This window comes from Pedococcus sp. P3_C7 (assembly GCF_056402615.1).
Map to the genome: position 1 here is coordinate 129,060 of NZ_JBFUHC010000011.1, position 25,749 is coordinate 154,808.

General features: G+C 69.3%; 25 protein-coding genes. 15 read left to right on the forward strand and 10 right to left on the reverse strand.

The window, feature by feature from the left end; translation table 11 throughout:
* Positions 1 to 50: 50 nt before the first annotated feature.
* From AC1DS4_RS16665 to AC1DS4_RS16675, 3 genes are all read right to left on the reverse strand, one after another.
* Entirely contained in the window at positions 51 to 1,781 is a 1,731-nt protein-coding gene (locus tag AC1DS4_RS16665; protein ID WP_477632949.1) for an MDR family MFS transporter, read from the reverse strand.
* Position 1,782: 1 nt separating this feature from the next.
* The gene (locus AC1DS4_RS16670; protein WP_477614366.1) at positions 1,783 to 2,343 is read right to left on the reverse strand and encodes a MarR family winged helix-turn-helix transcriptional regulator; all 561 of its coding nucleotides are present in this window, start codon (positions 2,341 to 2,343) and stop codon (positions 1,783 to 1,785) included.
* Between the two features lie 109 nt (positions 2,344 to 2,452).
* Entirely contained in the window at positions 2,453 to 3,307 is an 855-nt protein-coding gene (locus tag AC1DS4_RS16675) for a maleylpyruvate isomerase family mycothiol-dependent enzyme (protein ID WP_477614367.1), read from the reverse strand.
* 26 nt (positions 3,308 to 3,333) lie between these two features.
* Between AC1DS4_RS16675 and AC1DS4_RS16680 the strand changes: the two genes are divergently transcribed.
* From AC1DS4_RS16680 to AC1DS4_RS16690, 3 genes are read left to right on the forward strand one after another with little or no spacing between them, the layout of a single operon-like run.
* Positions 3,334 to 5,397, forward strand: coding sequence for a bifunctional copper resistance protein CopD/cytochrome c oxidase assembly protein (locus AC1DS4_RS16680; protein WP_477624837.1), 2,064 nt, complete (start codon positions 3,334 to 3,336; stop codon positions 5,395 to 5,397).
* Positions 5,398 to 5,399: 2 nt separating this feature from the next.
* Positions 5,400 to 6,248: a nitrilase-related carbon-nitrogen hydrolase gene (locus AC1DS4_RS16685; protein ID WP_477624867.1), complete on the forward strand. Its 849-nt coding sequence runs from the start codon at positions 5,400 to 5,402 to the stop codon at positions 6,246 to 6,248.
* 11 nt (positions 6,249 to 6,259) lie between these two features.
* Positions 6,260 to 8,140: an NHL domain-containing thioredoxin family protein gene (locus AC1DS4_RS16690; protein WP_477632950.1), complete on the forward strand. Its 1,881-nt coding sequence runs from the start codon at positions 6,260 to 6,262 to the stop codon at positions 8,138 to 8,140.
* A 409-nt stretch (positions 8,141 to 8,549) separates the two neighbouring features.
* Here the strand turns inward: AC1DS4_RS16690 and AC1DS4_RS16695 are convergent, their stop codons facing one another.
* Complete coding sequence (locus AC1DS4_RS16695; RefSeq protein ID WP_477632951.1) at positions 8,550 to 9,872, reverse strand: HNH endonuclease signature motif containing protein; 1,323 nt, start codon at positions 9,870 to 9,872, stop codon at positions 8,550 to 8,552.
* Between the two features lie 241 nt (positions 9,873 to 10,113).
* On the opposite strand from AC1DS4_RS16695, the gene AC1DS4_RS16700 reads away from it, so the two are divergent.
* Positions 10,114 to 10,371 (forward strand): DUF6458 family protein, encoded by a 258-nt coding sequence (locus AC1DS4_RS16700; protein ID WP_477624833.1) that lies wholly within the window; start codon positions 10,114 to 10,116, stop codon positions 10,369 to 10,371.
* Positions 10,372 to 10,386: 15 nt separating this feature from the next.
* Here the strand turns inward: AC1DS4_RS16700 and AC1DS4_RS16705 are convergent, their stop codons facing one another.
* On the reverse strand, positions 10,387 to 12,189 hold the full coding sequence (locus AC1DS4_RS16705) for an acyl-CoA dehydrogenase (protein WP_477646079.1): 1,803 nt from the start codon (positions 12,187 to 12,189) through the stop codon (positions 10,387 to 10,389).
* Between the two features lie 184 nt (positions 12,190 to 12,373).
* On the opposite strand from AC1DS4_RS16705, the gene AC1DS4_RS16710 reads away from it, so the two are divergent.
* The 4 genes from AC1DS4_RS16710 to AC1DS4_RS16725 are packed head-to-tail and all read left to right on the forward strand — an operon-like array spanning position 12,374 to position 14,419.
* A complete protein-coding gene (locus AC1DS4_RS16710; RefSeq protein WP_477632953.1) occupies positions 12,374 to 12,928 on the forward strand; it encodes a DUF6584 family protein in 555 nt (184 codons plus the stop codon).
* Positions 12,928 to 13,632, forward strand: coding sequence for a nucleoside/nucleotide kinase family protein (locus AC1DS4_RS16715; protein ID WP_477632954.1), 705 nt, complete (start codon positions 12,928 to 12,930; stop codon positions 13,630 to 13,632). Before AC1DS4_RS16710 ends, AC1DS4_RS16715 begins: the two co-directional genes overlap by 1 nt.
* A gap of 48 nt (positions 13,633 to 13,680) precedes the next feature.
* A complete protein-coding gene (locus AC1DS4_RS16720) occupies positions 13,681 to 13,872 on the forward strand; it encodes a hypothetical protein (protein WP_477617286.1) in 192 nt (63 codons plus the stop codon).
* A 55-nt stretch (positions 13,873 to 13,927) separates the two neighbouring features.
* Complete coding sequence (locus AC1DS4_RS16725; RefSeq protein WP_477632955.1) at positions 13,928 to 14,419, forward strand: SRPBCC family protein; 492 nt, start codon at positions 13,928 to 13,930, stop codon at positions 14,417 to 14,419.
* A 164-nt stretch (positions 14,420 to 14,583) separates the two neighbouring features.
* Here the strand turns inward: AC1DS4_RS16725 and AC1DS4_RS16730 are convergent, their stop codons facing one another.
* Positions 14,584 to 15,996: an aminotransferase-like domain-containing protein gene (locus tag AC1DS4_RS16730; protein WP_477632956.1), complete on the reverse strand. Its 1,413-nt coding sequence runs from the start codon at positions 15,994 to 15,996 to the stop codon at positions 14,584 to 14,586.
* Between AC1DS4_RS16730 and AC1DS4_RS16735 the strand changes: the two genes are divergently transcribed.
* On the forward strand, positions 15,995 to 16,924 hold the full coding sequence (locus tag AC1DS4_RS16735) for a DMT family transporter (RefSeq protein WP_477632957.1): 930 nt from the start codon (positions 15,995 to 15,997) through the stop codon (positions 16,922 to 16,924). The genes AC1DS4_RS16730 and AC1DS4_RS16735 overlap by 2 nt on opposite strands.
* A gap of 5 nt (positions 16,925 to 16,929) precedes the next feature.
* Complete coding sequence (locus AC1DS4_RS16740; protein WP_477632958.1) at positions 16,930 to 17,562, forward strand: FMN-binding negative transcriptional regulator; 633 nt, start codon at positions 16,930 to 16,932, stop codon at positions 17,560 to 17,562.
* Between the two features lie 12 nt (positions 17,563 to 17,574).
* Here AC1DS4_RS16740 and AC1DS4_RS16745 read toward each other — a convergent pair whose 3' ends face one another.
* Positions 17,575 to 18,954, reverse strand: a complete 1,380-nt coding sequence (locus AC1DS4_RS16745) for a pyridine nucleotide-disulfide oxidoreductase (RefSeq protein WP_477632959.1) — start codon at positions 18,952 to 18,954, stop codon at positions 17,575 to 17,577.
* Positions 18,955 to 19,163: 209 nt separating this feature from the next.
* On the opposite strand from AC1DS4_RS16745, the gene AC1DS4_RS16750 reads away from it, so the two are divergent.
* Entirely contained in the window at positions 19,164 to 21,398 is a 2,235-nt protein-coding gene (locus tag AC1DS4_RS16750; protein WP_477632960.1) for an MMPL family transporter, read from the forward strand.
* A gap of 237 nt (positions 21,399 to 21,635) precedes the next feature.
* Here AC1DS4_RS16750 and AC1DS4_RS16755 read toward each other — a convergent pair whose 3' ends face one another.
* Entirely contained in the window at positions 21,636 to 21,971 is a 336-nt protein-coding gene (locus AC1DS4_RS16755) for a hypothetical protein (RefSeq protein ID WP_477632961.1), read from the reverse strand.
* Between the two features lie 196 nt (positions 21,972 to 22,167).
* Between AC1DS4_RS16755 and AC1DS4_RS16760 the strand changes: the two genes are divergently transcribed.
* The 4 genes from AC1DS4_RS16760 (at position 22,168) to AC1DS4_RS16775 (ending at position 23,432) form a co-directional block, all read left to right on the forward strand.
* Positions 22,168 to 22,416, forward strand: a complete 249-nt coding sequence (locus tag AC1DS4_RS16760; protein WP_477632962.1) for a hypothetical protein — start codon at positions 22,168 to 22,170, stop codon at positions 22,414 to 22,416.
* A 127-nt stretch (positions 22,417 to 22,543) separates the two neighbouring features.
* Complete coding sequence (locus tag AC1DS4_RS16765) at positions 22,544 to 22,798, forward strand: DUF3303 domain-containing protein (protein ID WP_477614384.1); 255 nt, start codon at positions 22,544 to 22,546, stop codon at positions 22,796 to 22,798.
* Positions 22,795 to 23,085, forward strand: a complete 291-nt coding sequence (locus tag AC1DS4_RS16770) for an MMPL family transporter (protein WP_477632963.1) — start codon at positions 22,795 to 22,797, stop codon at positions 23,083 to 23,085. The genes AC1DS4_RS16765 and AC1DS4_RS16770 overlap by 4 nt, the downstream gene beginning before the upstream one ends.
* A gap of 110 nt (positions 23,086 to 23,195) precedes the next feature.
* Positions 23,196 to 23,432 carry a hypothetical protein gene (locus AC1DS4_RS16775; protein ID WP_477614386.1) on the forward strand — a complete coding sequence of 79 codons (237 nt, stop codon included), beginning with the start codon at positions 23,196 to 23,198 and terminating at the stop codon, positions 23,430 to 23,432.
* 87 nt (positions 23,433 to 23,519) lie between these two features.
* On the opposite strand, the gene AC1DS4_RS16780 is transcribed toward AC1DS4_RS16775, so the two are convergent.
* Both AC1DS4_RS16780 and AC1DS4_RS16785 read right to left on the reverse strand, forming a co-directional pair.
* On the reverse strand, positions 23,520 to 23,897 hold the full coding sequence (locus tag AC1DS4_RS16780; protein WP_477632964.1) for a VOC family protein: 378 nt from the start codon (positions 23,895 to 23,897) through the stop codon (positions 23,520 to 23,522).
* Between the two features lie 549 nt (positions 23,898 to 24,446).
* The coding region (locus AC1DS4_RS16785; protein WP_477646077.1) for a cutinase family protein at positions 24,447 to 25,749 on the reverse strand (1,303 nt) is incomplete at its 5' end.

The following is a 25,749-nucleotide window of genomic DNA, read 5'->3' on the forward strand; positions in this document are numbered from 1 at the left end:
CAGGGGAGGTTCGGTGCAGATTCAGGGCGGGGTCAGGGAAGACCCCTACGTCAGTGACCGATGGCGGGAGGTGCGGTGACAGCGGCGTCTGCGGCTTCAGCGCCGGCCTTGTCGGAGTCGGCCTTGTCGGAGTCGGCCTTGTCGGCAGCGCCGCGCTCCGAGTAGGCCGAGCCACCACGCAGCTCGACGTGCGGCAGCAGCAGCATCACGAGGAAGCCGACCACCATCACCCCGGCACCCACGAGGAAGACCAGGTCCATCGAGTTCGAGAATCCCTGGAGGAACGGCTTGGCCAGCCGCGGGTCGAGGTCGTTGAGGAACGAGCTGTCCTTGAGGACCCCTCCCGCGGTGCCGCCGGCCTGACCGGCCGCCGACGACAGGCCCTTGGCGAACTCGGCGTTGGCCGGGTCGGCCAGCGCCGCCTGGAAGTCCTTGGTGCCGGCCGACGCCTTGAGCGCGGTGGCGATCTTGTCGGGCACCGTCGAGAACAGGATGGACAGGAACACCGCGGTGCCGAGCGTGCCGCCGATCTGCCGGGTGAAGGTCGCCGACGAGGTCGCGACACCGATCAGCCGCGGTGAGACGGCGTTCTGCACGGCGAGGGTGAGCGGCTGGAAGTTGAAGCCGAGCCCGAGCCCGAAGGCCACCATCACGATGCTGGTCTGCCACAGCGGGGTGTCCGCCTTGATGAAGTGGAAGACGAACAGCGCGAGCGCCAGCAGGGCCGAGCCGATGATCGGGAACCGGCGGTAGCGCCCTGTGCGGCTGATGATCTGGCCCGAGACGATCGAGCCGACCATGATGCCGAGGGTCAGGGGGAGCAACAGCAGACCGGCCTTGGTCGGCGACGCGCCCTTGACGATCTGCAGGTAGAGCGGCAGCGAGGCGAGGCCACCGAACATGGCCATCCCGATGAGCACCGACGCCCCGGACGCGACCGCGACGGTCCGCTCCTGGAACAGCGTGAGCGGCAGCAGGGCCTCGTCCTTCATGGCGCGCTCGACGAGCAGGAAGGCGATGACGCCGATGATCCCGACGACGTAGCAGGCGATCGACCGCCCGGAGCCCCAGCCCCAGTCGCGGCCCTGTTCGGCGACGAGCAGCAGCGGGACGAGCCCGAGGGTCAGCGTGGCCGCCCCCCACCAGTCGATCCGGTGGTCGAGGCGGGTGTGCTGCAGGTGCAGCGTGCGTGAGACGACGAGCAGCGCGACGATGCCGATCGGCACGTTCACGAGGAATACCCAGCGCCAGCCGTCGACACCGAGGATGCTCGACTGGCCCGCGAGGAACCCGCCGATGACCGGACCGAGGACGCTCGAGGTGCCGAACACGGCGAGGAAGTAGCCCTGGTACTTGGCGCGCTCACGCGGCGGCACGATGTCGCCGATGATTGCGAGGGCGAGCGAGAAGAGACCGCCGGCGCCGAGGCCCTGGACGGCGCGGTAGAACGCCAGCTGCAGCATCGACTGGGACAGGGTGCAGAGCACCGAGCCGACGACGAAGATCGTGATCGCGGCCGAGAAGAACTTCTTGCGACCGTAGATGTCGCTCAGCTTGCCGTAGAGCGGCGTCACGATCGTCGAGGTGATCAGGTAGGCCGTGGTCGCCCACGCCTGCTCGTCGAGACCCTTGAGGTCGTCGGCGATCGTGCGGATCGACGTGGCCACGATGGTCTGGTCGAGGGCGGCGAGGAACATCCCCATCATCAGGCCGGTCAGGATCGTGATGATCTGGCGGTGTGTGAGGGGTCCGTCTGGACGGGCGGGGGCGGCGGCTGCCATGTCAGTTCTCCGTGGAAAGAGTGGGGCTGGAAAGAGGGGGGCTGGACGGTGCGGGACCAACAAGCGTGGAGGTGGGCGTGGAGGTGGAGCCGGGGCGTCGGGCGACCAGCTGCTCGCGGAAGCCCTCGAGGTCGGCGCCGAACCGCTCCAGGTGACCGGCGAAGTCGCTGGCCTCCTCGGCGGTCCAGTCGGCCATCAGCTCACCGAACCACTCGGTCCGCTGCTGCTGGATGCCGGCGAGCAGGGTCTGGCCCTCGTCGCTGAGACGGACGACCTGGGCGCGGCCGTCGTCGGGGTCGCTGACCTTGTCGACGAGACCGTGGGCCTCGAGGGTGCTGACCTGCCGGCTGACCGTCGAGACGTCGGAGTGGACGCACTCGGCGAGCACCGAGACCCGCCGGGGCTCGGCGGCCAGGTTGAACAGGATCGGGTAGGCGGTGGCGTCCACCGCGGGGTGGATGCGTGGCGCGTGCTGGCGCAGGGCCTGCAGGAGCTTCATCAGCCGGATCAGGCCGACGCTGACGCGTTCAGCCGTCTGCCGGTCGAGGTGGTGCGTGGACATGGGCGACCTGGGATCTGTGCAGAAAGTTGCTTGCGACATACAAGTATCACGAGATGGTTGTGTGGTGCAAGCAACGACCCGGCCGACGGCCGACGAGCGGAGAGGTGGGTCAGGGAACGAGGACCAGGTTCTCCAGCACTCGGCGGGCCACGTCCTCGTCGCCCTGCACCGTGAAGTGGATGTCCTCCAGCCCACCGCGCCCGGCAGCCCGTCGGGTGAGGGCGTCGGTCGAGAGGGTGATCGTCGTGAAGACGTCGTCGGGGTCCCCGTCGTGGGCGATGCCCGAGAACAGGGGTATGCCGCGCGGCTTGCCGTCGTCGCTGGCCTCCACCCACACGCCTGCTCGCCCGGTCACCGGTCCGGTGCTGTCGATGATCACGACGTTGCCGGGCTCGATGCCCGCGTCGCGTGCCACCATCCTCGGCAGCGAGGCGAAGAGCTGCTCCATGAACACGGTCGCGCCACCGGAGTCGAGGTTGCCGGGCCGACGCAACGCCTGGCGGATGTCCTGCTCATGGGTCCAGATGTCGAGGATCCTGGTGCGGAGGTTCTCGCCCGCCGGCGCCGGCCCCCACGCTCCCCGAACGATGGTCTCGAGCGTCATGTCCGGCGCGCTGAACTGCTCCACCCGTTGCGCCACAATGGTTTCCAGCTCGCTGACCACCTTGGCCCCCAGCATCCCCCGCCGCAGCTCCACCGACCGCTCGATGAACTTGCCGGCTTCGTGGCGCACGTGGTCGTAGTCGGGCAGGTCCACGCGCGGGACGTCACCGGTGTGCAGCCACGACTCCAGGCCCACCACGTGCGAGATCTGGTCCTTCACCGTCCAGCCGGGGCAGGCCGTCGGGAGGTCGAAGTCGGCATCCGAGCAGGACCGACCCAGGTCGATGACTGCCTGGGTCGTCTGCTGGTAGGCCGTGACGAGTCCGGCCAGGTCTTCGGGTGCTGCCGGGTGCAAGGACATGGCTCCACCATACTTAGGCTGTCGCCATGACCTCTCCCGTCGCCAAGACCGTGAACGCCCCCGCGGCGCCCTCGGCTCCCTTGGGGCGGCTGGCGCTCCTGGCGCTCGTGCTGGCGGCCCTGGTGGCGCTCCCGCTGGCGGCCGTCATCGGCGAGGCCGCGACGGCCCCGGTCATCGGCGACCCCGGGGGCTTCGTCCGGTGGGGATTGCTCTACGCCCGGGTGGTCCACGACCTCGCCGCCGCGGTGACGGTGGGGCTGCTCGTCCACGCGGCATACCTCGTGCCTGAGACGACGCGCACGAGCCGCCGGCTGACCGCCACCAGGCTTGCGGGCATCGCCGCCGGGCTGTGGGCGCTCGCCGGCGCCGCCGGGTCCGTGCTCGGCATGGCCGACCTGATCGGGGTCCCGCTCTCCGACCCGTCGTTCGCGCAGCAGTTCACGACCTTCGCCTGGCGGATCGAGCCGACCCGGGTCGCGTTGATCACGGCGGGCGTCGCAGCCCTCGTCTCCGTCCTCGCCCTGGTCGTCACCAGCCGGGCCGCGATGGCCTGGCTCTCGGTGATCTCGGTGCTCGGCGTGCTGCCTCTCGCGCTCGCGGGACACGCGGCCGGGGCGACCGACCACAGCACCGCCGTCAACGCGCTCGCGGCCCACCTCGTCGCAGTCACCGTCTGGGTCGGTGGCCTGCTCGCCCTCGCGGTGCTGAAGCCGATCCTGGGCCGCGACCTCGCCCCCACGGCGGCGCGATTCTCGACCCTGGCCGGCTGGTGCTTCGCGGCGGTGGCCCTGTCGGGCCTGCAGAGTGCCCTGATCCGGGTGGGCACGTGGAGCGACCTCGGCACGCGTTACGGCGTGCTCCTCGTCGTCAAGAGCGTGGCGCTCCTCCTGCTCGGGTATGCCGGGTGGCGCCACCGTCGCTCGCTCCTGGCGGGCCTCGAGCGGGGCCGGACCACCACCTTCCTGCGCCTCGTCGCGGCCGAGCTCGTCGTCATGGGGGTGGCGCTGGGAACCGCGGTTGCCCTCTCGCGCAGTGCGCCACCGGTGCCTGACGTGCCCGTCGCGGACGCCTCCCGCACCTTCGCCCTGACCGGCTATCCCGACCCCGGGCCGCTCTCGGGGTCCTCGTGGCTGACGACCTGGACGACCGACTGGCTGTGGCTGAGCCTCGCGGTCGTGGCTGTGGGGACCTACGTCGCCGGCGTGCTGCGGCTGCGCCGCCGTGGCGACGCGTGGCCGGTGCACCGGACGGTCGTGTGGGTCCTGGGCTGGGCGGTGTTCGCCTACGCGACCTCGGGCGCGCCGGGGGTCTACGGTCGCGTGCTGTTCTCGATGCACATGGTCATGCACATGGTCATCGCGATGCTCGTGCCCCTGTTGCTCGTGCCGGCAGCGCCGATCCTGCTCGCCCTGCGCGCCCTGCCGGCCCGCACCGACAAGACCTGGGGGCCCCGCGAGGTCGTCCTCCAGGTGGTGCAGTCGCGGGTGCTCAAAGTGGTCGCCAACCCGGTCGTCGCGGCGGCCCTCTTCTTCTTCAGCCTCGCGATCTTCTACTACTCACCGCTGTTCGAGCTGGCCCTGCGCACCCACACGGGGCACGTCCTGATGGTCGTGCACTTCCTTCTCACGGGCTACCTGTTCACCTGGGTGCTCATCGGCATCGACCCCGGCCCGAAGAAGTGGCCGCCGATCATGCTGCTCGTCGTGCTGTTCGCGACCATGTCGTTCCACGCGTTCTTCGGCGTGGTCATGACCGGCAGCACGACGGTGCTGGCCCCTGACTTCTTCGAGGCGCTCAAGCTGCCGTGGATGAGCGACGTCCTCGGCAACCAGCGCGAAGCCGGCGCCATCGCGTGGGGCATCGGCGAGGCCCCGACCGTGATCCTCACCCTGCTCGTCGCGATGGCCTGGGTGCGCACCGACCGCGCCGAGACCAAGCGCAAGGACCGGCAGGCCGACCGCGACGGGGATGCAGAGCTGGCCGCCTACAACGCACACTTGAAGGAGCTGAGGCGTCGAGACGACCAACGACACGATCAGCGACGACACGACCAGCAACGACACGATCAGCGAAGCGAGGAGCGGCAGTGACCATGCGGGTTGCGGTGCTGCAGATCGCGTACGGCGACGACGAACTCATGGCGGAGCGTGTCACGCGCGTCGCCGACCTGGTGCGCGCCCAGGCCGGTCACGACCTCGTGGTGCTGCCCGAGCTCTGGGCGCCGGGCGGCTTCTCCTACCGCGAGTGGGATGCGCGCGCCCAGCCCGTCGACGGCCCGATCGGTGCCGCGATGTCCGCCGCCGCCCGTGACGCCGGGGTCATGCTCCACGCCGGGTCCATCGTCGAACGCCCCGCGGCGGGAGACACGAGCTGGAAAGAGAAGAGCTCGGACGGCCACGGACTCTGGAACACCTCGCTCGTCTACGCCGCGGACGGAAGTCTCGTCGCGGCATACCGCAAGATCCACCGGTTCGGTTTCGGCTCTGGCGAACCGAAGCTGATGGACGCCGGCGAGGACATCGTCCTGGTCGACCTGCCGAGCACAGGACCCAGGCAGGACAACGCTCCGCACCGCGCGGCGCTGTCGACGTGCTACGACCTGCGGTTCCCCGAGCTCTATCGCCGCCAGCTCGACGCAGGCGCCACCGTCTTCGTCATCCCGGCCGCATGGCCCGCGGCGCGCGTGCGGCACTGGACCCTGCTCGCCCACGCGCGTGCCATCGAGAACCAGTGCGTCGTCATCGCCTGCAACACCGCGGGCACCCACGCGGGCACCCCGATGGGCGGCCACTCGCAGGTGATCTCGGCGACGGGCGAAGCGCTGGCCATGGCCGGCAGCGGCGAGGAAGTGCTCAGCGTCGACGTCGACCTGGCTGCGGTGACCACCTGGCGCGAGCAGTTCCCCGTCCTGCAGGACCGGCGACTGAAATACCCCCTGTGAAGAGTGCTGCCGTGAAGAGAGACGCTCGCCTGCGCGCGCCCGAGCTGGTCGGGCGGGGCTGGCTCAACACCGGTGGCGAACCGGTGACGTTGGCCGACCTGCGCGGGCGCATCGTCGTGCTCGACTTCTGGACGTTCTGCTGCGTCAACTGCCTGCACGTCCTCGACGAGCTCCGTCCGCTCGAGGAGAAGTACGCGGACTCCCTTGTCCTGATCGGCGTCCACTCCCCGAAGTTCGAGCACGAGGCCGACCCCGACGCCCTCGCCGCTGCGGTCGAGCGCTACGCCGTGCACCACCCGGTGCTCGACGACCCCGACCTCGTCACGTGGCAGGCCTACACCGCCCGCGCGTGGCCGACGCTGGTCGTCATCGACCCCGAGGGCTACATCGTCGCCTCGATGTCCGGCGAAGGACACGGCCACGGCCTGTCGGTCCTCATCGAGGAGCTGATCGCCTCGCACAGCGCCAAGGGCACCCTGCGCCAAGGCAACTCGCCGTATGCCGCGCCGGCACCTGCCCAGACCGCGCTGCGGTTCCCGGGCAAGGCGGCCGCCCTGCCGGACGGTTCGTTCCTCGTCTCCGACACGGCGCACCACGAGCTCGTGTGGCTCGAACCCGACCTGGAGACCGAACGCCGACGCTTCGCCGGCACGAACGAGTCCGGTCCGCTGAACGAGCCGCAGGGGGTGCTGGTCCTCCCGGCGGACACGGCTGAGCGAGTCGGCTACGACGTGGTCGTCGCGGACTCCGTCAAGCACCGGATCCTCGGGCTGCGGCTCGCCGATGGAACCTGGACGGTGCTCGCCGGGACGGGCCGCCAGCTGCGCGAACGGTCTGGCATCGGCCCGGCCCTCAAGCAGGACCTCTCGACGCCCTGGGACCTGGCCTGGTTCATCGGTAGGGTCGTCATCGCGATGGCCGGGACCCATCAGCTGTGGGCCCTGCACCTGGCCACCGACCCGGCCGACAACACGGTCGCGGTGCTCGGGGGCACCTCCGCGGAGGGCATTCGCGACGGAGCGGCGGACGAGGCGTGGTTCGCCCAGCCGTCGGGGCTCGCGGTGTCGGAGGAGGGGTCGCGCCTGTGGGTCGCGGACTCCGAGACCTCCGCGCTGCGATCGCTCGACGTCACCGACGAAGGCTTCGTCGTCACCACCCACGTGGGTCAGGGCCTGTTCGACTTCGGCCACCGGGACGGCACGGCTGGCGACGCGCTGCTCCAGCACCCCCTCGGCGTGACCGTCCTGCCGGATGGCTCGGTGGCCATCAGCGACACCTACAACGGCGCGATCCGCCGGTTCGATCCGGTCACCCGCGAAGTCAGCACCCTGGCCACTGGCCTGCGCGAGCCCTCCGATGCCGTCGTCGAGCTGACCGAGGTCGGCGACACCCAGTCCCCGAACCGTTCGAGTGTCGCGCCTCGAGCGCGCCTGGTGGTGGTCGAGTCGGCGGCCCACCAGCTCGTGCGGATCCCGTTGCCCGACAAGGCCCAGCACGTCGACGGCCTCGCCCAGCGCACCCAGCGACCCCGCACCGAGGTCGCGCCAGGTCCCCTGACCCTGACGGTCAGCTTCTCCCCGCCCACGGGGCAGAAGCTCGACTTCCGCTGGGGCGACCCGACTCGGTTGATGGTGTCGGCGACCCCCGAGGGCCTGCTGCGCGAAGGTGCCGGCAGCGCCGAAGGCCTGACGCGCACGCTGACCCTCGACCCGGCGGCCGGCGACGGAGTGCTGCACATCTCGGTGCAGGCCGCGTCGTGCGACGGCGACCCCGAGACCGGCGAGGTGCCCGAACACGCCGCCTGCCACCTCTACCAACAGGACTGGGGTATCCCCGTTGTGCTGGTCGACGGCGCCACCACCGAACTGACCCTCGACCTGCGAGGCGTCTGACCTACGAGTGGGCGGGCGCGCGCGTAGCGTTCCCGGTTGGCCCCCAAGATCCTGCCGCAGCGCCTACCCTCGGGTCATCGGTTCGCTCCCGCGCGGGCCGCTGCGAAGGGGTGGGCGACATGTGGTGGCTGCTTGCAGTGCTGGTCGCGATCGGCGTCCTTGCCTGGGTACTCCAGCGGCGTGGGGCGACGTTCGACGGACAAGACGACCGAGGGGACGCGGGACGCCCGCCCGAATCCTTCAAGATTCCCGGCGCAGGCGGCGGCAACTCAGGCGGCTTCGCCGGCTGAGTCGCGGCCCCGCCAAACTCCCGCCGGGCATGCCACAGCCCGCGCCGCCGCGCCGCCGAACTCCCGCAGGGCCTGCCACAGCCCGCGCCGCCGCGCCGCCCCGCCCAACTGTCCTCGCCTCACGTCCGGAGAGCGAAGATGACGGACTTCTTCCCCTGGCCGTCCGTGTCGATCCGGTGTGAGTAGCGCGGGTCGTGGATCCGGCGATGGTGGTATCCGCACACCGGGACTGCCAGCGCCAGATCGGTCCGACCACCGCTTGCCCACGGATCCTCGTGATGGAGCTCTGACCAGGCATAGGGCCGATCGCACCCTGTCGCCGCACAGGTGTCGTAGGTCGTGGCGAGGGCGACCCGCTGCGCCTCGGTGAAGAATCGCTCTTGGCGCCCGAGGTCCAGCGGAACCGATCGTCCACCCAGAACCGCCGGAAGGATGCCGGCATTACAGGCCAGTCGGCGGGCCTCCCCGGCGGAGATGTCGTGGCCGGTGTCAAGGTGGGCGGCTCCGACAGCAGCCTTGAGCTGGTCGTGGTCGATCGTGACGACCACCGTGGCTGCGACCTTGCCGCTGAGCGTGTCGGTGGGGAGGTGCTCGAGCAGCTCGACGAATGCCGTGCCGTAGCGGTGTGCCCAGTCACCGTCCGCCTGGAAGGCCTCCCAGGTGGCCGCTGTGACATCGGCAGGCGTGGCGGCACCTGCAGCCTTGGCCGCCTTGGCAGCCTGCTGGGCGAACCGACGGGGCGATGCGATCTGTTGAACGGTCTTGGCCAGGATCGAAGCCGCAAGAGTCGGCAGCTTGAAGTGGCCCGTCGTGGTGCCGTCGCCGTTGTGGTGCCACGTCAGCCGCGCCTTGGCCAACGCCGCGTCTTCCTCGCTGCGCAGCACCTGGTCCTCGTGGGCGTCGACCTCGGCCTGCGAACGCTGCGCGACCGACAGGATCCGCCTGCCCTCCTTGCGCAGGGTGCCCGGGTCGACCAGCTTCGCTCGGCGCACGAGATCTGCCTCGATGGCCGTCCGCTCCTGCGTGCTCACGCCGTGGGGCAGCTGGGCGGTGGCCGTCGCGATCACCTGGGCGTGCTCGGTGGAGACGTCGCCGGCGGCCAGTGCCTCACGGGTGGCGTCAAGGCCGTTGTCGAGGGCCATCGCGAGCCGCACGTCACGGGCCGCCTGACCGCCCTCGCGCCGCGTGCTGGCCGCCAACCATGCGGACGTGTCGCTGAGTCCGGAGTCGGCGGCGACCTCAGAACGGTCAGCCTCGGCGACGAGTGAGAGCCGAACGGCCTGCAGCCGTGTGATCACCCGGTCGATGTCGCCCAGGGCCGCCGCCGCGGCAGTGCCGCCGCTCACGTCGCCGGTGTGGACCCGATCCAGCAGCTCGTCGATCTCGCGCAGCACTTCGACCGTCCCGAGTGGGGCGGTGAGAAGGCTGGCGGCTGCGGACATGTAGGCAACCATAGTCGAACATCTGTTCGAACACAAGCACAGTCCACACAGGGACTGGCCAGAAAGGTGGTCAGGTCTCGCGACGGGCTGCCGGAAGGGGTGGCGGGTCGGTGCCGCTCTCCGGCCCCTGTCGCGACGTGGCGGTATGAGAAGAATGCGCCGCGTCACCGCAGGTCAGGAGCTTTTGGCCATTAGAGTTGAGGGAACGGGTGACCAGTGCCCGCAATCCCCAGGAGTGAGCATGTACATCGGAGTCGGCATCTTCCTGATCGTCGTCGGCGCGATCCTGACCTTCGCGCTCAACGCGTCCACCGACGTGGTCAACCTCGGCATGATCGGCTGGATCTGCATGGCTGCAGGCGTGCTGGCCATCCTGCTGTCGCTGATCGTCACCCGCCGCACCACCACGGGCGCCGGCTACTCGTCGCGCCGCGTGAGCCACACCGACCCGGCCACCGGCACCCGTGTCGACGAGGTCGACGTGGACCCGCGCGCCTGACCAACCCCAGAGGCATCACCTGACCGACGACGAAGCGGCACCGGACTGATCGATCTTGCCCTCGTAGAAGTCGCGGTCCTTGGCCGAAACCCCTTCTGCTTCAAGGGCCTTGGCCGCAACCGCTGCCTGGCGAAGCAGGAGCCAGCCGATGACGAGGTCGCCGGCGGACAGCAACAGGCGTGAGGTGTTCTGGCCGACCTTGTAGAGGTTGGTCAGCTCGCCACCCTCCTGGCGCGGGTCGGACTTCATCAGCTCGCCGACCATGTAGCCGATGATGCCCTGGACGTCCTCGAGGCCCGTCCCGAGTAGCTCGCGCTCGGCGTCGAGCCGTCCGCCACTGGCGCCGATGTCCTTGGCGAACTCCTGGATCTGCAGGGCCACGTGCGACAGGGCCTGGGCCTTGTCCTTGATGATCTTGCGGAAGAAGAAGTCGAGGCCCTGGATCGCCGTGGTGCCTTCGTAGAGCGTGTCGATCTTCGCGTCGCGGATGTACTGCTCGATCGGGTACTCCTGCAGGAAGCCGGATCCGCCGAGGGTCTGCAGCGACTCGGTCCCGAGGAGGACCCATGCGCGCTCGGAGCCGACGCCCTTGACGATCGGGAGCAGGAGGTCGTTGACCCGGTTGGCGATCTCGGCGGCGGAGCCCTCGGCGAGCTCCTCGGAGCCACTCTCGAGGAACGCCTGGTGCACGATGTCCTGCTGGGTCGCGGTGTACATCACGAGCGCGCGCAGCCCCTCGGCATACGCCTTCTGCGTCATCAGCGAGCGACGCACGTCGGGGTGGTGCGTGATGGTCACGCGGGGCGCGGCCTTGTCGTTCATCTGGGTGAGGTCGGCGCCCTGGACGCGCTCCTTGGCGTAGTCACGAGCGTTGAGGTAGGCGGTCGACAACGTCGAGATCGCCTTGGTGCCCACCAGCATTCGCGCGTGCTCGATGACGCGGAACATCTGCGCGATGCCGTCGTGGGTGTCGCCGAGCAGGGTGCCGACGGCCGGCTCCTTGTCGCCGAAGGTGATCTCGCAGGTCGTCGAGACCTTGAGGCCCATCTTGTGCTCGAGGTTGGTGACGTTGGCGCCGTTGCGCTCGCCGAGCTCACCGGTCTCGAGGTCGATGTGGAACTTCGGGACGATGAACAGCGACAGTCCCTTGGTGCCCTCGCCTGCGCCCTCGGGGCGGGCCAGCACGAAGTGGATGACGTTGTCGGTCATGTCGGACTCACCGGAGGTGATGAACCGCTTGACGCCGGTGACGTTCCAGGTGCCGTCGGCGTTCTCGCTGGCCTTGGTGCGGCCGGCGCCGACGTCGGAACCGGCGTCGGGCTCGGTCAGCACCATCGTGCAGTGCCAGCCCTTGTCGACGATCCAGTGGGCGAGCTTCTTCTGCTCGTCGTTGCCGAGGATGTAGAGCAGGTTGGCGAACGAGTAGGAGGCGGCGAACATCGCGATCGCCGGGTTGGCGCCGAGGACCATCTCGTTCATGGCCCACTTCAGGCTCGGCGGGGCGACGGTGCCGTCGAGCTCGCGCGGGACGTCGATGTTCCAGAAGCCGGAGTCGACGTAGGCCTGGTAGCTCTTCTTGAACGACTCGGGCATGGTCACCGAGTAGGTCTTGGGGTCGTAGACCGGAGGGTTGCGGTCGGCGTCGGCGAACGACTCGGCCAGCTCGTTCTCGGCCAGCCGCGCGACCTCCTTCAGCATCTCCTTGGCGGTGTCTGCATCGACATCGGCATAGGGGCCGGTGCCCAGGACGTCGCCGCGGCCGAAGACCTCGAAGAGGTTGAACTCCAGGTCGCGCAGGTTGCTCTTGTAGTGGCCCATGTCGGGGAACCCTCCGAGTGGTGACTTGTGGTCGACCGGCCCGTACCGGGCGGTAACTTCCATGATTCTACCGGTGGGTAACAATTGCAACCCCTCTGTGGGATTCCCCACCAAACGGATGACGTATGCCGCGTGCCCCCGATGACGCGGGCGCGCGGGGGAGGGCACGGCATACTCACGTGGTGTGACCGAGGAACCCCAGACGCAGCCTTCGAGCCAGCCGAGCAACGCGGTCCAGCGTGCTCGGGCCGACCTCGACGCCGGGCGGGAGTGGAAGGCGCGCGAGCGCCTCGTCGGACACCTGGCGGGGGAGTTCGATGCCGAGGCGCTGGAGCTGCTGGGCGAGGTCAACTACGCGATGCGTGACCTGCCGGCGGCGGGGGCCGCCTGGTTCGGCACGGCCCGACGCGGCAAGGACGTGGACGAGGCGGTCGAGGCGTGGCGGGAACGGCACGGCGACCACTTCGGCCAGATGTGGAGCAGCCTGCCGCGGTCGGTACGGGAGCGGGAGGGCAACAAGCGGGTCGACGCGCTGCGGCGACGGGCTGAGCAGGCCAAGACGCCAACCACCGCGACCAGCTCGCCGCAGCCCCCTGGTGCGGGCGCGTCGCCCGGCTCGAGCGCCGGAGAGGGTGGCCCGGATGCTGCGACGATCATCGCGGTGGCACTGGCAGGGTTGTTCGTGGTGTGCGCCGTCATCGGCCTCGTGACCCTCCTGGGCTGGATGGTCCCCGGCTGATGGGTTCGGGGTTCGGCGCAGCGTCGCTGTCCCGGGCAACGACCAGCGTGCGCGAGGCGCTCGTGTCCGAGGTGGCCGCTCGCGTCCCTTCCCCCGTCGGGTCGAGCTGTGTGCGGGTCGGTGTCGACGGCGTCGACGGGGCGGGAAAGACCACCTTCGCGGCCGAGCTGGCGGCGGCCCTGAGGGACCTGGGGCGTCCCGTCGTGGAGTTCTCCCTGGACGGCTGGCACCGTGTGCGGGCGGAGCGCCACGCCCGTGGCCGGCAGTCGCCGGAGGGCTTCTGGCTGGACTCGTACGACTATCCGCGCCTGGTCGACGAGGCCCTGGACCCGTTGGGACCGGGAGGCTCGCGGTGGTTCCGGTCCGTGGGCCACGACGTGCGCACCGACGAAGTGGTCCGCCCGGACTTCGTCGAGGCCCCCGAGGGTGCGGTGGTCGTGGTCGACGGGCTCTTCCTGCACCGGGCCGAGCTCGCGGGCTGCTTCGAGTTCACCGTGTTCGTCGACGTGCCGTTCGAGGTCTCGGCCGCGAGGATGGCCGTGCGCGACGGATCGACGCCCGACCCCGCGCATCCCGATCTGCGGCGCTATGTCGAGGGGCAGCGGCTCTACTTCGCCGAGCGGTCTCCGTGGTCGCGAGCCGACCTCGTCGTGGACAACACCGACTTGGCCGAGCCCGCTCTGGTGGACGGCCGGCGCGACTGAACGGCGTGGGTCCACCCGCCTGTCGGTGGCTCCTGTCACTCTCGACGCATGGACAACACCTCGGATGTGCTGCTGTTGCACGCGGTCCAGGCCTGGTGTGACGAGTGCCAGGGCGAGCGGATCCTCGTGCCCGTGATCGACGACCTGCCGGGCGGCTTCTGCTGCACGGTCTGCGACACGGCGGTCTTCTCGGCGCTCGACGACCTGCCTGCCGTCGCCGCCCTGCGCCGTTCCGCCTGACCCGCGCGAGGCCCGCCAGATGGGGGGACGCGGTCCTAGGCTGCGCGGGCGCCGGATGCGTACGCTTGTGGGTGTCGGCGTCGTCGTCGGCGCGGAGGTGGATCGCGTGGGCGAGCTGGAGCACTCCGTCTGGATCAAGTCAACACCTGAGCAGGTGTGGCACACCTATGTCGACCCCACCCGCATTCCGCAGTGGCAGACTGGAAAGCCGTCCATCGGGGAGCTGCAGGGTGGCCATGGCGAGCCCGGCTCCACGTACGTCTCGAGGCGTGGCCCGCTGTCCGCGCGCACGACGGTGCTGCGCGCCGACGCACCCCACGAACTGGTCACGAGGACTGACGCCTACTTCGGCCTGCAGCTCGAGGTGACCTCACGCCTCAGCGAGCGATCGGGTGGCACCGACCTGCAGCTCCACGTTTCCACACAGTGGCGCCGCCGCCTCGGTCCTGTCGGCAAGGTCATTGAGCTGGCGATCCTCAGCCCTACTGAGGCTCGCAAGGAGCTGGCAAACCTGAAGTCCCTCGTCGAGCGGCAGGCCCCGGCCTGATCGCCGCCTTGGTGCGCCGTGAGGCCACCGTTGCTGGTGCCGGTCTCGAACTGGTTGCGATAGCGCCCGTCGCGCGCCATGGCCAGCAGGATCGGTATGCCGCGGTGCTGGCGGTCGGGGTGGAAGTTCAGCGTCACGCGCAGGCCCGGTTCACGTGGTTCCCACTAGGCGCGGAGCCGCTCGAGGGCCGCGCCCAGGATCCGCGCGCCCTCGGGGAAGGCGCCGGGATTGGGCCCGGTGTAGTTGAGTCGCAGGTAGGCCCCCGCCGGCTCGGCGGGGAACCACTCTGTCCCCGGGGCGACGAGGACGCCGTCGCGCTGGCAGTCCGCCGCGAGCCGCTCGAGGTCCGTCCCGTCGGGGAGGCGTACCCAGAGGTTCAGGCCACCCGTCGGCACGTGCTCGACGTGCGCCTGCGGGACGTGCTCGCGCAGGCTGTCGAGGAGGAGGTCGCGACGGGCTCGGAGCTGTTCGCGGACGCTGCGCAGGTGCGTCTGCCACGCGGGCTGGGTCACGACATCGAGAGCTGCCGCCTGGAGGAGGCCGCTGACGTACATTGAGTCGGCTCCGCGGTCCGCCAGGATGCGTTCCCGCGCCGGTCCGCGAGCGATGACGGCGGCGATGCGCAGCGCCGGCGACACGCTCTTGGTCAACGAGCGCAGGTAGATCACGTGCCCCGAATCATCATGCGCCGCAACGGGTCTGGGCGTCGTGGTGATGCCGAAGTCGTGGGCCCAGTCGTCCTCGACCAGGAACGCGCCGTGGTCGCGGACGACGTCGAGCACCTGTTCCGCGCGCTCGCTCGACCACTGGGCGCCGGTGGGGTTCGCGTAGTTGGGCTGCGCGTAGAACACCCGGGCGCCGCTCTCCTCGAAGGCCCGCGCGAGCTCGTCGGGGTCGGGGCCGTCGGGGCCTGACGGCACCGGGACGACGCGCACCCCGGCCTGGGCGGCGGCGCTGATGGCACCCCAGTAGGTGGGCGACTCCATGAGCACCGGCTGTCCGCCGGCCACCAGGGCGCGGAACACCGAGCTGAGTCCGCTCTGGCTCCCCGGCAGCACGACGACATCGCTCGCGGCGGGTGGCGTGACCCCCACGGGGCTTGCGGCGCCCAGCTCGTGCGCGAACCACGACTGGAGGTCGGGGAGCCCGGCCGCCGGTGGGCGCGAGGTCGCCGTGTCCCCACGCACCGCCCTGGTGAGGGCCGATCGCACGAGCCGCTCGGGCAGCAGCTCGCGCTCGGGGTAGCCGGAGTGCAGGGCAATGACGTCGTTGGGCGCGCTCCGCATCGCGGTGGAGACGGCCTGGCCGCGTGACTGGGGTGCTCGCAGGGCCGCCGTCTGCCAGCCGTAGTCCGACGGGCGTGCCGTGCGGACCGCTCGGACGAACGTCCCGACGCCGGGGCGGGTCTCGACGAGTCCCTGGGTCGTGAGCTCGCGCAGGGCCTTCTGGACGGTGACCGGGCTGGCTTGGTGCTGGGTGACCAGGAGCCGCGTCGAGGGCAGGCGCGCCCCGGGTGGAGCGCTCGCGATCCAGTCGCGCAGTGTTGCCACGATCCGGGAACTGCTATCGTTGTCCATGACGCAACATAGTAGCGCTACCCTGATTCGTGGCACGGCGGTATCCGCGACGCCACTGGCCGGGATGCTGTGGGGACTGGTCGGGGTAGCAGCCTTCTCGTTCACCGTGCCGTTCACGCGGGTGGCCGTCGGCGGCCTGTCGCCGTTGTTCATCGGATCGGGTCGCGCCGTGGTCGCGGCAGTGCTGGCCGGATCGGCACTGGCCCTGACCCGCCAACGTATGCCGCGTGGTCGCCAGTGGGCGCAGCTCGCGGTGGTCGGCGGCGGGGTGGTCGTCGGCTTCCCGCTGCTGACGTCCTTCGCCCTGACGACAGCGCCCGCGAGCCACGGAGCCGTCGTCATCGCGCTGCTGCCGGCTGCCACCGCGACGATGGCCGTGCTTCGCGGTCACGAACGCCCGCCGGTCGCCTTCTGGGTCATCGCCCTGGTGGGGGCGGTCGCGGCGATGGGCTTCGCGTCGGCCCAGTGGGGCGGCCTCGGGCACCTGCGGTGGTCGGACCTGCTCTTCTTCGGCGCCGTGGTGGCTGCGGCAGTCGGCTATGCCGAAGGTGGCCTGCTGGCGCGGGAGCTCGGTGCGTGGCAGACGGTCTCGTGGGCGCTCGTGCTGTGCTCGCCGCTGATGGTGTTCCTGGCAGGGCTGTCCGCGTCGCACCAGCCTCCGTCCGCGACTGCGACGCAGTGGGCGGCGTTCGCCTACCTCGGTGTGGTCAGCATGTTCCTCGGCTTCTTCGCCTGGTACCACGGCCTGGCCATCGGCCCGATGGCCCAGGTGAGCCAGGTCCAGCTCGTCCAGCCGGTGCTCTCGATCGCCTGGGCGGGGCTGCTGCTGGGGGAGGACCTGACCTGGACCACGATCGTCGGCGGCCTGGTTGTCGTCCTGTGCGCGGGTGCTGCCGTCCGGGTTCGGCTCGGCGCGGAGGGAGACTGACGCCCATGTACGTGCCGCACTTCAACGCCCTGGACGACGTCGTGGCCATCCGCCGGATGGTCGAGGAGATCGGCTCGGCGCAGCTGGTCTCGATTGGTCCGGACGGCTACCCGCTGGCGACCCTGCTCCCGATCGTGTGGCGCGGTGACACCGTCATCGCCCACCTGGCGCGGGCGAACCCGCACTGGAGGTCCATCGGCGCAGACGAACCCGTCCTACTGATCGTGACCGGTCCGCAGGCCTACATCTCTCCTTCCTGGTACGCCAGCAAGGCCGAGCACGGCAGGGTCGTGCCCACGTGGAACTACTCCGTGGTGCAGCTCAGCGGACGGGCGACGGTGCACGACGACGCCGAGTGGGTCCGCGGGGCGGTGGACGAGCTGGTCGAGCGGCACGAGGGCAATCGTGCGGCGCCGTGGCGCAGTGCCGATGCGCCGGAGAAGTACATCCAAGGGCAGCTGCGCGCGATCGTCGGGGTGGAGATCTCGGTCGAGCGGGTCGAGGCGAAGGCCAAGCTCAGCCAGAACCGTTCGGCAGCGGACCGGGCAGGAGTGGTGGACGGGTTGCTGCACGAAGACTCTCGCGAGGCTGATGCCGTGGCCGGCCAGATGCGGGCGTTGGGGTCCAAGCCTGCCTGACCTCACCTCACCTCAGCCGTTGGCTCCCATCAGGGCGGCGAACCCTGCCAGCCCGGGACCGGTGTGGGTGGCCAGGCGTTCACGCGCGTCATCCAGTGCTGCCGACTCGGGGTGTCCGGGCGGGATGCGCGCCGGGTTGAGCGCGACCTGGTTGGACCACTCCTTGATGTCGGGCTCGGCCATGAAGGACATGGCGGCCCGCGTGCCCAGGACGTTCATCTTCGCCCACTCCGCCATCGAGTTGCCGTACGGCGTCGGCGGGCAGAGCCGGTTCTTCTCCTCGTCGTCCTGCCGGGTCGCCTCGACGTACCCGACCAGGGCCGCACCGAAGCACGGGAAGCCGGCCCGGATCGCCTGCAGGGTGATCCCTTCGGGACGCCAGACGGGGACGAGCGGGGGGTACTTCAGCCCGTCCGCCGCACAGTGCACGACGAGGGCGTCCTCCGCGACGGCGACCGATCCGTCGGCGAAGGAGAGCTTCCCCCGGTCGACGGTCTTGAGGTGCCCCCGTCGCACGACGTTCTCGAGCGTGCGCAGCTGCTCGAGCTCCCACGTGGCCAGGGTCGGGGCCTTGGCCATCGTCGGCAGGACCGTCCGGTCGACCCGCAGCATGATGCCGGAATCCTCCAGGCGGAGGAACAGGTCGTCGAGCGAAGTCGCCTGGGACGCTGCCCGCATCGTGTCGGCGGCCATGCCGAGGAAGATCGTGGGGTTCGGCTGGACCACGGCCCGGTTGATCATCCACGGGTCGCGGGGCCGCACCCAGCAGATCGCGTCGGGGTCGACGCCGCGCGACAGCAGCCAGATGCAGGCGTCGGTCGCGGTCTTGCCCGACCCGGCGACGACGTACTGGCTCGGTGCCTCCTCCAGCCGGGCGAGGCTGTTGACCGGCAGGACCCTGGCGTCGTCCGCGACGTCGAAGGGCGCCGGCTTCTCCGCAGGGATGCTGGGCGCCAGGTAGTGGGCGTTCACGATGCGGCACCCCTCGGACACCTCGAACCGCTCACCCGAGATCCGCGAGACGACCCCCCGGTCAGCCAGGTACTCGCAGTTGGGGAAGAACTCGACCTTGCCCGACTCCACCATCCGGTCGAGCATCCGCGCGTAGTAGGTGCAGATCTCCGACTGGGACGCTCGCTCCTGAAGACCCTCCTCCGGACCACGCTGCTGCAGCTGGCCTCCCCCGAGCAGGGTCGACGCGACGCCGTAGAAGGCAGAGGACTGGTGCAGGCGCACGAAGGGGTACGCCTCGAGCCAGTGCCCACTGACCCCATGGCGACGGTCGACCAGGGCCACGCGGACGTCGGCATGGTCGATGAGCGCGTCCGTGAACGCCATCCCCATGGCACCAGCCCCCACGACGAGATAGTCAGCGTCGATAGTGCGCATCATGAATCCACGCTGCCACGCTCCCGGTCGGCGCGTCTATGGACCGCTTGGGGGGTATGCCGCGCGAGGCGCGCCGTCGCGACGTGCACCGTCGCGACGCGGCATACCCGGAATTGGCCCGAGCGTGGGCCCGACACCTCCCGAGGCAGGCCCCGGGATGTGGCAGGCCCTGAAATGGGATAGTCCTTGCTCCATACACGGAAGGCTGATCAATGAGGTCGTGGCGCAAGTCCGAGGCCGGCGCGTTCGCCAGGATCTACGCCTGGCTGGTGGTCAGGCTCCGCTGGTTCGTCGTGCTGGGGTGGGCAGCCGGCGCGATCGCGGCCGCCGTCTGGCTCCCGGCAACCACCCCCAACGCGGATCTCGGCGGGTTCGCACCGCCCAACAGCCGAGCCATCGCGACGGAGACCACGTCGGCCAAGGCCTTCGGGTTCCCCATCCTGTCGCGCACGATGCTGGTGCAACGCGACGAGCACGGCCTGACCCAGGCCGCGCAGCAGCGGGCACTGGAGCGCGCGGTCGGCGTGGCCCAGCGAACGATCGGTGATGTCGGCCCCATCGTGGCCGTCGTGCCCATCGCCAACACGCAGGGCGCCTTCCCGTCGTCGTCGGAGCAGGGCACCACGGCGCTGAGCTACGTCTTCACCAAGCCGGGCACGACCTTCGGCGCGGAGGTCGCCGCTGCCGGCGCGTTCGGACGAGAGCACGTCAACCAGCCCGATGACCACCTCGTCGGGGTGACGGGCACCGTCCCCGCCCAGTTGGCCCAGTCGAAGATCCTCTACGACCACCTGCTGCTGCTCGAGGGCGCCACCCTCGTGGCGGTCATCGGGATCGTCGCCCTCAAGTTCCGCTCGGTCGTCGCCCCGCTCGTCGCGCTGGTGACGGCAGCCGCGTCGTACTTCCTAGCCGTGCGCATCACCAACTACGCCGGCGGGTTCGTGGAGGGCGGGGCGCCCGAGGAGCTCAAACCACTGGTGCTCGCCCTGGTGCTGGGCATCGTGACGGACTACGCCATCTTCTACCTCTCCAGCATGCGCACCGGCCTCGAAGACGGCCTCGACAAGCTGACGGCGGCCAAGGCCTCGGCCGCGCAGACCGGCCGGATCGTCCTGGTGGCGGGGATCGCGGTGGCGGCGGGCAGTGCCGCGATGCTGGTGGCGAAGTCTGGCTTCTTCCGCGCCTTCGGACCCGTGCTCTCGCTGTCGGTGCTGTCCGCCGTGGTCGTCTCGCTGACCTTGTTGCCGGCACTCATGGCGATCTTCGGTCACGCCCTGTTCTGGCCGACCCGACCCAAGCGGAGCCGCACTCTCCCCGTGGCGCGCGCCGCCGCCCGGGTGCTGACTGTCAGGGTGGTGGCGCTCGTCCTCGGAGGAGCCTGTGTGCTCGGGCTCGCGGCCCTCTCCGCCGACGTGGGGCGCCTGCACCTGGGCGTGTCCTTCGTCGCCTCGCTCCCCGCTGACAGCAAGCCCCACGCGGCCGCGCAGGCCGCGTCCTCCGGCTTCGCGCCCGGCATCGTCGCGCCGACCGAGCTCCTGCTGCAAGGCCGCGGCGTCGGCACCGACCGGGACAAGCTCACCCGCCTCGGTCAGGAGCTGGACAAACAGCCGGGGGTAGCCGGCGTCCTCAGTCCCAACGCGCTGCCCGACGAAGTCGTGCGAGGCGCGCTGGTGACCAAGAGTGGCGATGCCGCTCGCCTCCTCGTGATCCTCGACCACGACCCGCTTGGCCCGACGGCGATCCACGACCTCAACCGCCTGTCTGCGGCCATGCCAGGCATGCTGCAGCGGGCGGGGCTGGAGGGAGCCCGCTACGGCGTGGCAGGGGACACGGCCGTGGCCAGCGAGCTCGTGGCGGCGACCAACGCCGACCTCCAACGGATCGCGATCGCGGTGCTGCTCGTGAACCTCGTCCTGCTCATGGTGTTCCTGCGTGCCATCGTGGCACCGGTCCTCCTCCTCGGCTGCAGCGTGCTTGCCTTGGCGGCATCGCTGGGTTGTCTGACGCTGGTCTTCCAGGACCGGCTGGGCCATGAGGGCGTGGCCTTCTACGTGCCGTTCGCCGCCTCGGTGCTGCTGCTGTCGCTCGGGTCCGACTACAACATCTACGGGGTCGGCCACGTCTGGACCCGGGCCAACCACACGACGCTGCGCAAGGCGATCGCGGAGCGGATCCCGGAGACGTCTGGCGCCATCACGGCAGCCGGCATCACCCTCGCGGCGAGCTTCGGGATGCTTGCTTTGATCCCGCTGCGGCAGTTCCGAGAGCTCGCGTTCGTCATGGGGCTGGGCGTGCTCATCGACGCGCTGGTCGTGCGGACGATCCTGGTGCCGGCGCTCCTCACGCTGCTGGGCGACTTCAGTGCCTGGCCGCGCAAGCTCAAGGGTGCCGCGGTCGCTCAAGAGGCCGCGGACCGGGAAGAGCGGGCCGTAGAAGCGAGCCGCTAGCGCCGCCGCGGCCCTCGGCCGTCGTCGAGAAAGACACCGTCGAACACGTTGCAGTCCTTACCGGTCGCATCCGTGACCGACGGGTCGGTGTAGCCGTCCGGGCCGCAGACGCGGGGCCAGGCGCTCGGTGGCACGGACTGCCCTGCCCAGTGCGTCAGCGAGATGTCGACCTGCTCCGTGGGCTGACGCGCGGCACCGTTCCGTCGGCAACTCTCAAGGATCCGACAACCGCGATCATCAGGAGGCCGACTGTCGGGGCAGGGCATCCTCGCCGTTCAGGTGCACGAGGACCACGACAGCCAGCGCGAACAGAGGGATCACCAGCGTCCACATGGTCGCGAGAATCCCGGCGAGGCATCCCGCCGTGACGAGGCCGCGGGCCAACCTCGGTCGCCCAAGGGGAGCCAGCGTTCCGAGCAGGATCAGTGCGCCACCACCGACCAGGGATCCAAACCAGAAGGGGATCCCTCCGTCACCGGTGACCACGGCGCGAGTCGTCTCCGCGATCCCCGCGACGATGTACAGACCTCCAAGCGAAACCGCAAAGATGTCCGTGAGCCTGCGCCGGGTCATGGCCCATTGTCTGACCGGCGGCCCCGCGCGACAACATCCTCATCCGGCCCAAGAGTCAGCGGCCTCGCGGGCTACGGATCGATGGATGGGTTGAGCCTGGGGTCCCTGCCCTGCACCTTCGGCGGCAGCGAGAATCGCGTGCTGCTGTGTCGCGCGCGGAACAGACGGGCGCCCCGAGGGCCCTGACACTCGGACCATGAGGCTGAGACAGAAGGTCGGATGCGCGATTCATGGTCACCTGTGGGAGTACCGAGAGCTCGACGACTGGATCGTGTCCACCTGCCAGCGCTGCGCAACCGTCTTTGACCTTCCGGCCAGCGCGTACACGGAGGGAAAGCGGACCACGGGTGGCGACCCCGGTCGGGGCATACCTGGCGCCTGGATCGGGTTCATCCAGGACTTCGGATCCGGCGACTGTGGGGGTGGCGGTGGCGGCGATTGCTGACCGCACGGTGCAGGAGCCGGTGACCGCCCAGTGCGGGGCGCCGCGCCAGTCATCGTCTCCAGTGACATCGGCGCCAACCCGGTCCACCATGGAGTTTCCAACTGGAGCGGGTGCATGAGGAGGATCAGTGCTGTTCCACATCACGCAGGTTCACAGTCCTGAGCTTTGCCCCAGAGACGAGGGCGGCTCCAACTCGCTGTATGACGCCAGTGTCGAGGGGGTCACGCTGATCGGTCGCTACGGCGCGAACGCCCAGCACACGCTCTTCCTGGTCGTCGAGGCGGAGGACGTCAATGCTGTCCACAAGTTCCTCTGGCCTGGCTTCAAGCGCTGCACTAGCACGATCACACCGGTCAGCGAGGTCCCAGTTCCCAAGGAGTGACCGACACTTTCACAAAGGTCCCCCGAAGGGCGATCACCGTGGCTGGGGTCACCTTGGCGGCGAGTTTCGGGATGCTTGCGTTGATCCCGCTGCGGCAGTTCCGAGAGCTGGCGTTCGTCACGGGGTTGGGCGTGCTCATCGACGCGCTGGTCGTGCGGACGATCCTGGTGCCGGCGCTCCTCACGCTGCTGGGCGACTTCAGTGCCTGGCCGCGCAAGCTCAAGGGTGCGGCGGTCGCTCTAGAGGCCGCGGACCGCGAAGAGCGGTCCGTCGAAGCGAGCCGCTAGCCAGGCGGGGTGCACCGGCCCTTGGCTGGCGCAGCTGGCATCGCGAGAGTGACGCTCGCTGTGTAACGCGCAGCACAGACTGGCAGCTCGGAGATCCTCACACTCGAACCATGAACCTGAGAAATAGGGTCGGCTGCGCGATCCGCAACCACGTGTGGGAGCACCGAGAGGTCGACGAGTGGGTGGTGTCCACCTGCCAGCGCTGCGGGACCGTCTCCGAGCTTCCGGCCAGCGAGTACTCGATGGGAGAGGCAAGCCTCGATGGCGACGCCGGCAGGGGCATGCCGGGTCTGTCAATGGGGTTCTTCCAGGACTTCGGCTCAGGCGACGGTGGCGGCGATTTCTGAGTACAGCCGGTCAGCATCACGCGTGTCCTGAAGTTCGACCCCGGGACGGGGGCGGCTCCATCGAGCCGCCCCTGGACCGGTCCGGAGTCAGAGCTCCTGGTTGATCGACAAGATGTTGCCGTCGGGGTCCTTGAACCAGGCGCCCTTGACGCCTTCGATCTCGGCAATGCCGTCGACGGTCTTCAGCCCCGGCATGTCGTACTCCTCGAAGACGACGCCGCGGTCCCGGAGCTCAGCGACGGCCTTTTCCACGTCGTCCACGGTGAAGCCCATGTAGGTGCTCGCGGCCGTGCCGGCGAACCCAGAGGGATAGACGAGCACGAACGTCCCTCCGCCCCCGTCATACCTGACGCCGTCGGCCCTCGAGTCGATGGGCTTCAGGCCCAGGGTCTCGCCGTAGAACTGCTTCGCCCTCTCGATGTCTGACACCGCGATGGTCGGTACTGCCCTCAGTGGTTCGAACATTTCCACAACCTCCCCAGCTTCCGCGCAAGTGCGCCTCTTGGCGGGCCGGGCCGGGATCGGGGCGACGACCCTCTGAAACGCTACCTCCGAAGCCTCGCCCCCACCTGCGCCATTCGGGTGACCTGCGAGCGCCCCCTGGACGGCTTGTCGCTCGTGCCTCGTTCGTGGATGGAGCCGGTGACGGGAATCGAACCCGCGTGTCCAGCTTGGGAATCCTGTCGGATACCGCGAGGCGGGCGGATTCTCGCATCCGTGGAGAGCCGAAGATGCGCCCTGATGACTCCTGTGAGCCGCTACCTGTGGCCCGCTAGTTGCCCAAGGCCGCGCTGGAAGCAGAGGGGTTGACGCCGGCCGATGGGCGAGGGACGGCCCTGCTGCCGGGGCGTCGAGCTGCTGCTCAGGTAGGCGCTGACCCTGTCGCGTCAAGCGGGCACCTAGGCCTCCGTCTCTCGCTGGCCGTTGTCTCATCTGCCTTGCTTGGCTCGTTTTGAAGTACGACCCAGGGGCGCCGAACGGGACGCGTACCGACCCAAATGGAGCGTCTTAGGCTCAGGGTCGGGAAGGAAGCCCGACGGCGATCGCCTTCCAAGCGAGCCACGCACCCATGTCTTCGAGCTCGGCGGATAGATAACTCGTGTGGACAGTCGTATTCGAATGGATGCTCGCCGAGCACACGAGGTCATGGTTGTTGCAAAGCGTGACGGTGCGCCCGGTGACGTCGCTGGGAAGCCGTCCACTTCCTATCCCTTGTGATTTGCTGTAGATGCCTGTGGTGTTCACAATGCCGTCGTCTCCGGACTCTCTCGCATTCGTCCAGAAGTTGGTGTAGATCGACTCCGCACCATCCTTGTTCTTAGCTGGATCAGATTGAAGTCCAACAGCCGCAATAAGAGAATCGGGGATCCTATCGCTTTGAGCCAATACGGTCAGATACAGGTGTATGGCCAAGGCGCCCTGTGAGTAGCCTGCAAGCACATACTTCTGACTTGCACCGCACTTCGCGAATTCGTCGTTCAGGTACTGCCGAATCCTGTAGGCGCCTTGCCAATAGCTGTATGTGAATTCGCTCGATGTAAAGGCCAGGTTGTAGGAATCAGACGCGCTGCCGCCGACCGATCCGCTCCCGAATACCGGTACATGCATTGCTTGATAGCGCAGCCCTATGCCCTTCCAGTCCGCGTTATTCGCGTTCACGTATCCGTGGGATTTCATATAGTCCTGAAACCCTTGATAGACGTTCTGAATATTCGGGCCGAAACCATCCTGCCAGTTCTGGTAGGCCGCGTCGTAACCACTGTCTCGAATTCCCAGGTTGGTGTACTCACCCGATCCGCGGACGGCCAGGAACATAATGCGCTTGCATCCCGGGATAATGTCGGCACTGTTGTCGCTGCCGTCATCGGCTGACGGCACCGTGGTGGCCGGCTCCTCGGTTGGTTGGGGGGGCGCCACATAGCCAACCCAAGGGACGACGTCTACCCCCGATCCCTCGACGGCAGTACCCGTACCCAGCGGAGCGGGTCCTGAGGAGTCGCCCCAGTCCACGTTTGTTGCGTCCACGTAGTCGTTGGAGGACACGCCCGTCTGGTCGTTCAGGAGCCTGCCGTGAATCTCTGCTCCCCCGCCGGGGGAAACCGCCAGTCCCGTGGACGCGTATTGGATGGTCACTCCTTGGAGGTCGGCGTAGGCGTCAAGCGCCACATTGATGCCGGTCCAGTCGCCGGGGGCCGCGAGGGTGGCGCTGCCGTCGCTGTTGGTGTCGCCGCCTGCGGTGTCGTCCCGGAAGGAGGTGAACACCACCGGTGCGGCCGCGGTGCCCTGGGCGATCAGTGAGCCCTGCACGTACAGCTGG

Excerpts from the sequence above, each read along its gene's own strand:
- AC1DS4_RS16665 (WP_477632949.1), bottom strand. The coding sequence starts at position 1,781 with ATGGCAGCCGCCGCCCCCGCCCGTCCAGACGGACCCCTCACACACCGC.
- AC1DS4_RS16670 (WP_477614366.1), bottom strand. The coding sequence starts at position 2,343 with ATGTCCACGCACCACCTCGACCGGCAGACGGCTGAACGCGTCAGCGTC.
- AC1DS4_RS16675 (WP_477614367.1), bottom strand. The coding sequence starts at position 3,307 with ATGTCCTTGCACCCGGCAGCACCCGAAGACCTGGCCGGACTCGTCACG.
- AC1DS4_RS16680 (WP_477624837.1), top strand. The coding sequence starts at position 3,334 with ATGACCTCTCCCGTCGCCAAGACCGTGAACGCCCCCGCGGCGCCCTCG.
- AC1DS4_RS16685 (WP_477624867.1), top strand. The coding sequence starts at position 5,400 with ATGCGGGTTGCGGTGCTGCAGATCGCGTACGGCGACGACGAACTCATG.
- AC1DS4_RS16695 (WP_477632951.1), bottom strand. The coding sequence starts at position 9,872 with ATGTCCGCAGCCGCCAGCCTTCTCACCGCCCCACTCGGGACGGTCGAA.
- AC1DS4_RS16700 (WP_477624833.1), top strand. The coding sequence starts at position 10,114 with ATGTACATCGGAGTCGGCATCTTCCTGATCGTCGTCGGCGCGATCCTG.
- AC1DS4_RS16705 (WP_477646079.1), bottom strand. The coding sequence starts at position 12,189 with ATGGGCCACTACAAGAGCAACCTGCGCGACCTGGAGTTCAACCTCTTC.
- AC1DS4_RS16715 (WP_477632954.1), top strand. The coding sequence starts at position 12,928 with ATGGGTTCGGGGTTCGGCGCAGCGTCGCTGTCCCGGGCAACGACCAGC.
- AC1DS4_RS16720 (WP_477617286.1), top strand. The coding sequence starts at position 13,681 with ATGGACAACACCTCGGATGTGCTGCTGTTGCACGCGGTCCAGGCCTGG.
- AC1DS4_RS16725 (WP_477632955.1), top strand. The coding sequence starts at position 13,928 with ATGCGTACGCTTGTGGGTGTCGGCGTCGTCGTCGGCGCGGAGGTGGAT.
- AC1DS4_RS16735 (WP_477632957.1), top strand. The coding sequence starts at position 15,995 with ATGACGCAACATAGTAGCGCTACCCTGATTCGTGGCACGGCGGTATCC.
- AC1DS4_RS16730 (WP_477632956.1), bottom strand. The coding sequence starts at position 15,996 with ATGGACAACGATAGCAGTTCCCGGATCGTGGCAACACTGCGCGACTGG.
- AC1DS4_RS16740 (WP_477632958.1), top strand. The coding sequence starts at position 16,930 with ATGTACGTGCCGCACTTCAACGCCCTGGACGACGTCGTGGCCATCCGC.
- AC1DS4_RS16745 (WP_477632959.1), bottom strand. The coding sequence starts at position 18,954 with ATGATGCGCACTATCGACGCTGACTATCTCGTCGTGGGGGCTGGTGCC.
- AC1DS4_RS16750 (WP_477632960.1), top strand. The coding sequence starts at position 19,164 with ATGAGGTCGTGGCGCAAGTCCGAGGCCGGCGCGTTCGCCAGGATCTAC.
- AC1DS4_RS16755 (WP_477632961.1), bottom strand. The coding sequence starts at position 21,971 with ATGACCCGGCGCAGGCTCACGGACATCTTTGCGGTTTCGCTTGGAGGT.
- AC1DS4_RS16760 (WP_477632962.1), top strand. The coding sequence starts at position 22,168 with ATGAGGCTGAGACAGAAGGTCGGATGCGCGATTCATGGTCACCTGTGG.
- AC1DS4_RS16775 (WP_477614386.1), top strand. The coding sequence starts at position 23,196 with ATGAACCTGAGAAATAGGGTCGGCTGCGCGATCCGCAACCACGTGTGG.
- AC1DS4_RS16780 (WP_477632964.1), bottom strand. The coding sequence starts at position 23,897 with ATGTTCGAACCACTGAGGGCAGTACCGACCATCGCGGTGTCAGACATC.